Source organism: Microvirga sp. P5_D2 (genome assembly GCF_054049475.1).
This window is the reverse complement of record NZ_JBFUMH010000210.1, coordinates 1-7,297: the sequence shown is the minus strand read 5'-3', so window position 1 is coordinate 7,297 and position 7,297 is coordinate 1. Positions and strand designations below refer to the sequence as shown.

At 62.6% G+C, this 7,297-nt stretch carries 8 protein-coding genes; 3 read left to right on the top strand and 5 right to left on the bottom strand.

The genetic code is table 11. From position 1 onward, the window contains the following. The 3 genes from glyS to ACXJKO_RS28180 all read right to left on the bottom strand — a co-directional run. Nucleotides 1-1,471, bottom strand: a 1,471-nt coding sequence (gene glyS, locus ACXJKO_RS28190) for a glycine--tRNA ligase subunit beta (RefSeq protein WP_457094349.1), incomplete at its 3' end; no start/stop codon positions are given. 48 nt (nucleotides 1,472-1,519) lie between these two features. Beyond that, nucleotides 1,520-2,461 carry a glycine--tRNA ligase subunit alpha gene (locus ACXJKO_RS28185; RefSeq protein WP_457094348.1) on the bottom strand — a complete coding sequence of 314 codons (942 nt, stop codon included), beginning with the start codon at nucleotides 2,459-2,461 and terminating at the stop codon, nucleotides 1,520-1,522. 170 nt (nucleotides 2,462-2,631) lie between these two features. Beyond that, the gene (locus ACXJKO_RS28180) at nucleotides 2,632-3,516 is read right to left on the bottom strand and encodes a S49 family peptidase (RefSeq protein WP_457094350.1); all 885 of its coding nucleotides are present in this window, start codon (nucleotides 3,514-3,516) and stop codon (nucleotides 2,632-2,634) included. A 166-nt stretch (nucleotides 3,517-3,682) separates the two neighbouring features. Between ACXJKO_RS28180 and ACXJKO_RS28175 the strand changes: the two genes are divergently transcribed. Continuing rightward, nucleotides 3,683-4,009, top strand: coding sequence for a hypothetical protein (locus ACXJKO_RS28175; RefSeq protein WP_457094347.1), 327 nt, complete (start codon nucleotides 3,683-3,685; stop codon nucleotides 4,007-4,009). A gap of 31 nt (nucleotides 4,010-4,040) precedes the next feature. On the opposite strand, the gene ACXJKO_RS28170 is transcribed toward ACXJKO_RS28175, so the two are convergent. Then, nucleotides 4,041-4,781, bottom strand: coding sequence for a tRNA1(Val) (adenine(37)-N6)-methyltransferase (locus ACXJKO_RS28170; RefSeq protein ID WP_457094346.1), 741 nt, complete (start codon nucleotides 4,779-4,781; stop codon nucleotides 4,041-4,043). Then, nucleotides 4,774-5,055: a putative signal transducing protein gene (locus tag ACXJKO_RS28165; protein ID WP_457094345.1), complete on the bottom strand. Its 282-nt coding sequence runs from the start codon at nucleotides 5,053-5,055 to the stop codon at nucleotides 4,774-4,776. Before ACXJKO_RS28165 ends, ACXJKO_RS28170 begins: the two co-directional genes overlap by 8 nt. 154 nt (nucleotides 5,056-5,209) lie before the next feature. On the opposite strand from ACXJKO_RS28165, the gene ACXJKO_RS28160 reads away from it, so the two are divergent. Both ACXJKO_RS28160 and ACXJKO_RS28155 read left to right on the top strand, forming a co-directional pair. Beyond that, entirely contained in the window at nucleotides 5,210-6,229 is a 1,020-nt protein-coding gene (locus tag ACXJKO_RS28160; protein WP_457094344.1) for a polyprenyl synthetase family protein, read from the top strand. Nucleotides 6,230-6,586: 357 nt separating this feature from the next. Continuing rightward, nucleotides 6,587-7,297 (top strand): MetQ/NlpA family ABC transporter substrate-binding protein (locus ACXJKO_RS28155; protein WP_457094343.1); only part of this gene is annotated, 711 nt, incomplete at its 3' end.

Sequence of the window (7,297 nt, the reverse complement as noted above, 5' to 3'; positions counted from 1 at the left end):
CGCCCAAAGCCGCACGACGCAGCGCGTAAGGATCCTTCGATCCCGTTGGCTTCTCGTCGATGGCCCAGAAGCCCACGAGCGTGTCGATCTTGTCGGCAAGCGCCACGGCGACCGACACAGGATCGGTCGGCACACGGTCGGATGGGCCGAGCGGCTTGTAGTGGTCTTCGATGGCAGCGGCGACGGATGCATGTTCACCTTGCAGCGTCGCGTAGTAGCGGCCCATGAGGCCCTGCAGTTCAGGGAATTCGCCAACCATTTCGGTGACGAGATCGGCCTTGGCGAGACGCGCGGCGCGCTCAGCCAATGCAGGATCGGCGCCGAGGATGGGCGCAAGTTCCTTGGCGAGCGCCGCGATGCGTTCCACGCGCTCGTATTGCGTGCCGAGCTTTTCGTGGAACACGATGCTCTTCAGCTTTTCGAGACGCTCTTCCAGCTTCACCTTCTGGTCTGTCTCCCAGAAGAACTTGGCGTCGGAGAGACGGGCGCGCACCACGCGCTCGTTGCCACCGACGATGGTCTTGCCGCCATCCTTCGCGATAAGGTTCGACGTGAGCAGGAATTTGTTGGCGAGCTTGCCGGTCTTCGCATCGCGCAGCACGAAACATTTCTGGTTCGCGCGGATCGTGGTGCGGATCACCTCCGACGGAATATCGAGGAAGGCTTCCTCGAACGAGCCCATGAGCACCACGGGCCATTCCACAAGTCCCGCGACTTCTTCGAGCAGGCCCTCGTCCTCGACGAGTTCGAGGCCTTGCGCGAAGGCGAGATCCTTCGCGTCGTGCAGGATCATGTCCTTGCGGCGATCCGCATCGAGCACGACCTTCGCGCGCTCGAGCGCCGGCGCGTAATCATCGAAGCGCTTCACGCGGATCGCATCCGGCGCGAGGAAGCGATGGCCGTATGTCGTGTCGCCGGACGTGATGCCATCGACCTCGAAACGCACCACTTCCGGATCTTCGGTTTCCGGCCCGAAGGTGCAGAGGATCAATTGCAGCGGGCGCACCCAGCGAAGCGAACCCGCTTCCGCAGAAGCAGCACCCCAGCGCATGGATTTCGGCCACGGAAACGTCTTGATGATCTGCGGCAGGATTTCGGCGAGCACATCGGCAGTCGCGCGTCCGGGCTTCTCGATGATTGCGACGTAGAACTCGCCCTTCTTCGGATCGCTCTCGATCTTCGCCTGATCGAGCGAGGCGAGGCCTGCTCCTTTCAGGAAGCCCTGGATCGCCGCATCTGGCGAGCCCACGCGCGGACCTTTGCGCTCCTCGCGCACATCCTGGCCCTTCACGGGCAGACCTGCGATGGTGAGCGCGAGACGGCGCGGCGTGGAGAAGGCCTGCGCGCCTTCATAGACGAAGCCGCGTTCCACCAGCGCATCGGTCACAAGCTTCTTCAAATCCTCCGCCGCACGGCGCTGCATGCGGGCGGGGATTTCTTCGGAAAAGAGTTCAAGGAGAAGATCGGGCATGGGAAATTCGAAATCTGAGTGTTGAGGGAACGGGAGAGCGCGTGGCTTTTATGCAGCCACACCCCCGCCCTCGGTCTTCAGCCATGCGGCGCCGCAGGCTTTCGCCAGTTCGCGAACGCGCAGGATGTAGCTCTGGCGCTCGGTGACGGAGATCACGCCGCGCGAGTCGAGCAGGTTGAACATGTGGCTGGCCTTAATGCACTGGTCATAGGCCGGCAGTGCCATGAGATGGCGATTGTCGTTGGAGCCGTCCTTAGGCTCGCCATCGGCCAGATATTTGCGGCAGGCGGCCTCCGCGTCGCGGAAGTGGCGGAACAGCATTTCCGTGTCGGCGTATTCGAAGTTGTGGCGCGAATATTCCTGCTCGGCTTGCAGGAACACATCGCCATAGGTGACCTTTCCGTCGCCTTCCTGGCCGTTGAAGTTGAGATCGTAGATCGACTCCACGCCCTGCAGATACATGGCAAGACGTTCAAGGCCGTAAGTGAGCTCACCCGCCACCGGCGAGCACTCGAAGCCCGCGACCTGCTGGAAATAGGTGAACTGCGATACTTCCATGCCGTCGCACCAGCATTCCCAGCCGAGGCCCCAGGCGCCCAGCGTCGGGCTTTCCCAATCGTCCTCCACGAAGCGGACATCATGGACCGAGGTGTCGATGCCGATCGCTTTCAGCGAACCGAGATAGAGTTCCTGCAGGTTCGACGGGTTCGGCTTCAGGATCACCTGGAACTGGTAATAATGCTGAAGGCGGTTCGGATTTTCGCCATAGCGCCCGTCCTTCGGGCGGCGGGAGGGCTGCACATAGGCCGCGCGCCAGGACTTGGGGCCAAGAGCCCGCAAGGTGGTCGCCGGGTGGAAGGTGCCGGCACCGACTTCCATGTCGTAGGGCTGGAGGATGACGCAGCCCTGCTCCGCCCAATAGCGCTGGAGCGTGAGAATCAGGCCCTGGAAAGAGCGCGCGGGGTTCATGTGCGCGGGTTCGCTGGTCATGAAAAGCGTCCGGTCTTTAGAGAATTTCAGGCGAACCCTTGGGATGATGGGCTGTCTAAGTCAAGCGTTGGGCTGTACTCATCGTCATGGCCGGGCTTGTCCCGGCCATCCACGTCTTTGGGCCAGGTAAAGGCGTGGATCCCCGGGACAAGCCCGGGGATAACGGGCGTTTACAACCCCAACCGCGCCCAAGTGGCCCGTTCCTCCAACGCGCCCACCACCTCGCCGGGATCGATGAGGCTTCCCGAGGTGAGGGAGCGGCGGCCCAGAAGGCGGCCGAGGAGCGGCGGGCGGGCGGGCTCGATCATGCGGAACTGGACCTTATCGCCGAAGCGCTCGCGCAGGATGGTGCGGATATCGCCGAGGCCATCGACGAGGCCGAGTTCGAGCGCTTCCGCCCCGACCCAGAAGGCGCCGGAAAACAGATCCTCATAGGAATCGTTGAGCTTTTCGCCCCGCCGTGACCGGACGAGATCCGCGAAGACCTCATGGATCTTGCGCTGAAGCCCTTTCAGGCGGGCCACGTCCTCCGGGTTTTCGGGCTTGAACGGGTCGAGCATGGCCTTGTTCTCGCCCGCCGTATGCACGCGCCGCTCCACGCCGATGCGCGCGATCAGCTCCTGGAAGCCGAAGCTTGCCGAGACCACGCCGATGGAGCCGACGATGGACGCCGGATCGGCATAAATCTCGTCCGCCGCGCAGGCGATCATGTAGCCGCCCGAGGCCGCCGCATCCTCCACGAAGGCGATGACGGGGATCTTCTTCTCCTCCGAGAGCGCGCGGATGCGCTTGAAGATCAGGTGCGACTGGGCCGCCGATCCGCCGGGCGAATTGATGACGAGCGCCACCGTCTTCGCGCCAGGAACGGAAAAGGCCCGCTCCAGAAGAGGCGCCACGGTGGACATGGCGAGTCCCTGCCTGAACGGCACGACAGCCCCGATGGCGCCGGAGAGACGCACGACCGGAACAATGGGATGAGCATAGCTCCGGTATCGGCCGGGAAGGAGAAACTGGAGACGCTCGGGAAGGATGGAAGACAGGAATGTTTGCGGCATAGGCTTCATGTAGTGCGCCAGGTGCGTACGCCCAAGATGAACATCTCGTTAGGGAATGCGTCGGGTTTCGTTCAGTTACGGTCGGTTAAAGATTGAGCATGGATAACATTCCAGTCGATTCACTGCCTCAGGCCTTTGCCTGAGTAGTGTTGAGGAGAGAAAGACGATGCGTAAGCTGATTGTTGGCCTTCTTGGTCTTGCGACCCTGGGCTTCGGCGCCCTGTCGGCCCCGCAGGCTGAGGCTCAGCCCTATTATGGCGGATACGGCTATCGCCGGACCCCTGCCGTTGAATACCACGCCGGCCCTGTCGTGGTTCGGCATGAATATGGAAGGCCTCACCGCCGCGTCTACCGCCCCTATCCGGCCTACCGCCCCGCGCGGGCCGTCCGCCGGTGCTGGACAGAACCGCGGACCGTATGGAACGGCTACCGCTATGTGCGCCGCCCCGTCGAGGTCTGCCGCACGGTGGCGAGGCCTGGCCCTCGCTGGTAATCTCGATCAAGGGCGCCTCCGGGCGCCCTTTTCATATGAGGGCGGACTCGCCCGCGTGTAGGGCCTGCGCCTCGGGCGTGAAGCGCCCATCGGGTCCGTTCAGAATCACAGGCGGCACGATACTCAAGGGAGCCCGGCTTCCCTTCGTGCCGGTCAGCAGAAAGCGAATGGCAGGCTTGTCAGCGCTTGGATGAATGAGGCGCAGCGTAAGACCGCCCAAACTCTTTCCGAGAATTTCAAGACATTCAGCGAGCCGGTCGGCCCGGTGAATCAGCACCATCTGCCCTTTAGGCTTGAGCAGCCCAACAGAGGCCTTGAGCCAGGCTTCCAACCCACCAACCGGCAGCGCATGGGCGGCAGCCCTGCCCTTGTCCGGCGAGATGCGCGCCTGCCCCTCTTCCAGAAATGGCGGATTCGTCAACACGATGTCGGCGCTCTCGGGCTTGAGGCCAGCGTTTAGCCTTGACACCTTATCCAGCAAGTCCGCAACGGCGACTTCACCCGCAATATCGTTCTCCGTCACGTTACGACGGCACAATTCCGCCAAGGCCGGGTCCTGCTCCACAAAGATGAAGTGAGCTTCCTTCACACGCATCGCGACCATCAGGCCGACGGCTCCTGTTGCCGCCCCGACATCCATCACCACATCGCCCGGCTTCACGGGTGCGGCTGCGGCAAGCAGCACCGCGTCCGTTCCAGCCCGGTGGCCTTTGGCGGGCTGGGCGAGGTGGACGCGGCCTCCCAGCAATAAATCATGCGTGATCTCAATCATGCAGCAGTTCGGCACCCAGGCCTGCCTCGCGGATCAGGCGGCGGGCCTGGTCCCTGTCATCCTGGAGCACGAGGATTCGCTTGGGAAACGCCCCCATCATGCCTTCAATGGCGCTTATGTGCATATCTGCCACCAGCACGTGGATATTGGCGTCCTCCAATAAGGATTGTAGGAAGCCGACCACTACGAGATCGTTGGTACGGACGATTTCGACCATCGGCGCAAGGACCTTCCCATGCGGCAAGCGTTTGCATTGCAGCATGGAAAATGCCATGCCACGCGAAGCATGACTTGAGAAAAGCCGAAACCGGTTTTCCGATGGGTCATGCGACAGTAAACCTATCTTCCCGCCGGTTTCATCCGAACCGGCGGGAAGATAGGCTTCATATTCCTACCGGCCGAGCCGGCCGGCAACCCGGGTTTGATACGTGGGCGTCGTCGTTCCGTTCGAAGATAAGCATCCCGAGAAGAATGCGAGCATCGAGAAGCTCGTATCCCTTGTGGCCTCCGACATGGAACGGGTCAATGCGATGATCCTGTCGCGCACGGGCTCCGAGGTCACCATGATTCCCGAGGTGGCCAACCACCTCATCTCCTCCGGCGGCAAGCGCCTGCGGCCCATGCTGACGCTGGCGACCGCCGGCCTGTCCGCCTACGAAGGCGACGGGCATGTGAAGCTCGCGGCCGCCGTCGAGTTCATGCACACGGCCACCCTCCTCCACGACGATGTTGTGGACGAGAGCGACATGCGCCGGGGCAAGATCGCCGCCCGCATCAAGTGGGGCAACGAGGCGAGCGTGCTCGTGGGTGATTTCCTGCTGGGCCAGGCCTTCCGCATGATGGTGGAAGTGGGTTCCTTGCGTGCCCTCGACATCCTCTCCGCCGCCGCGACCGTGATCGCCGAGGGCGAGGTGATGCAGCTCGCCGCCGCCAAGAACACCGAGACCACGGAAGACGAATATCTCGCGGTCATTCGCGGCAAGACGGCGGAACTCTTCGCCGCCGCCTGCGAGGTCGGCCCGGTCATCGCCGGCCGGCCCAAGGCCGAACAAGCCGCCTGCCGCTCCTACGGCATGAATCTCGGCATCGCCTTCCAGCTCGTGGACGATGTGCTCGATTACGGCGGCAAGGCCGCGACCCTTGGCAAGAACGTGGGCGACGATTTCCGTGAAGGGAAGATCACGCTGCCCGTCGTCCTCTCCTTCCGTCGCGGCACGGACGAGGAGCGCGCTTTCTGGAAGCGCGTGCTGGAGCGCGGCGAGATCGAGGATGCGGATCTCGAACAGGCCATCGCCATCATGCGCCGTCACAAGGCGCTGGAGGATACGGTGGAGCGCGCCCGCCATTACGGCGCCATGGCCCGCGACGCCCTGGCCCTGTTCCCGGCGAGCCCGATGAAGCAGGCCCTGCTGGAGACGGTGGATTTCTGCATCTCCCGTGCATACTGAGCATAACAGGGCTGTTCTTTTTACAGAACAAATCGATTGACATAAAGTTCTGTCGGGCTAAAACAAACTTGTCTTGAGGCGGTTCACACCATCTCAAGGTCGCGGTGATTTGAGACGAGCAGCTTGCCCCGCGTGATCAAAGGCTAAAGCGCCACGAGCGGCTTTCGCCTCGTGGTTCACGAGGATCGATGGGCTATGACGCGACCAGTTTTCACAATGGCATTCATGCTGAGCCAACAGCCTTTGCTGGCTGAAGGCTGTTGTCGCCTCGACGCCTGATCTTTCTCTCTCCCACTTCGAACCACATGTCCGGCTTCAAGACGAAGCCCAGACGAACTTTGCCTGAAAGGTACTCCTATGTCCGTATTCACCCGCCGCGCCCTGCTGTCTGCGACCCTCGCGCTCGGCACCGTTCTCACGGCCTCCCTGCCCGCTTCCGCTCAGCAAAAGAGCATCAAGGTCGGCGTCATGTCCGGCGCCGAAGAAGAAGTGGCGCAGGTCGTCAAGAAGGTTGCGGCCACGAAGGGCCTCAATGTCGAGCTGGTGCCGTTCTCGGATTATGCCCTCGTCAACGAGGCGCTCGAGCGCAAGGACCTCGATGCCAACGCCTTCCAGCACAAGCCCTATCTCGACGCGCAGATCGCGGCGCGCGGCTACAAGATCGTGCCGGTGGGCTTCACCTTCGTGCAGCCGATCGGTCTCTATTCCAGCAAGGTGAAATCCGTTGCCGATCTGCCGAAGGGCGCGAAAATCGGCATCCCGAACGATCCCAGCAACGGCGGTCGCGCACTTAATCTTCTCGCTGCCCAAGGCGTAATCAAGCTGAAGGACGGCCAGGGCCTATCGCCGAGCCTGCTCGACATTGCCGAGAACCCGAAGAACGTGCAGTTCTCCGAACTCGATGCCGCGCAGTTGCCCCGCGCCCTGCCCGACGTGGACGCCGCCGTTATCAACACGGACCACGCGCTGAACGCCGGCCTCGATATCCGCAAGGACACGATCGCCACCGAGAAGCGCGAGGGCAACCCCTACGCCAACTTCATCGCAGCCCGCGCCGGTGACGAGAAC

What these genes read in the sequence shown, in the direction of transcription:
- ACXJKO_RS28175 (WP_457094347.1), top strand. Translation starts at nt 3,683, where the DNA reads ATGCGTAAGCTGATTGTTGGCCTTCTTGGTCTTGCGACCCTGGGCTTC.
- ACXJKO_RS28180 (WP_457094350.1), bottom strand. Translation starts at nt 3,516, where the DNA reads ATGCCGCAAACATTCCTGTCTTCCATCCTTCCCGAGCGTCTCCAGTTT.
- ACXJKO_RS28170 (WP_457094346.1), bottom strand. Translation starts at nt 4,781, where the DNA reads ATGATTGAGATCACGCATGATTTATTGCTGGGAGGCCGCGTCCACCTC.
- ACXJKO_RS28165 (WP_457094345.1), bottom strand. Translation starts at nt 5,055, where the DNA reads ATGGCATTTTCCATGCTGCAATGCAAACGCTTGCCGCATGGGAAGGTC.
- ACXJKO_RS28185 (WP_457094348.1), bottom strand. Translation starts at nt 2,461, where the DNA reads ATGACCAGCGAACCCGCGCACATGAACCCCGCGCGCTCTTTCCAGGGC.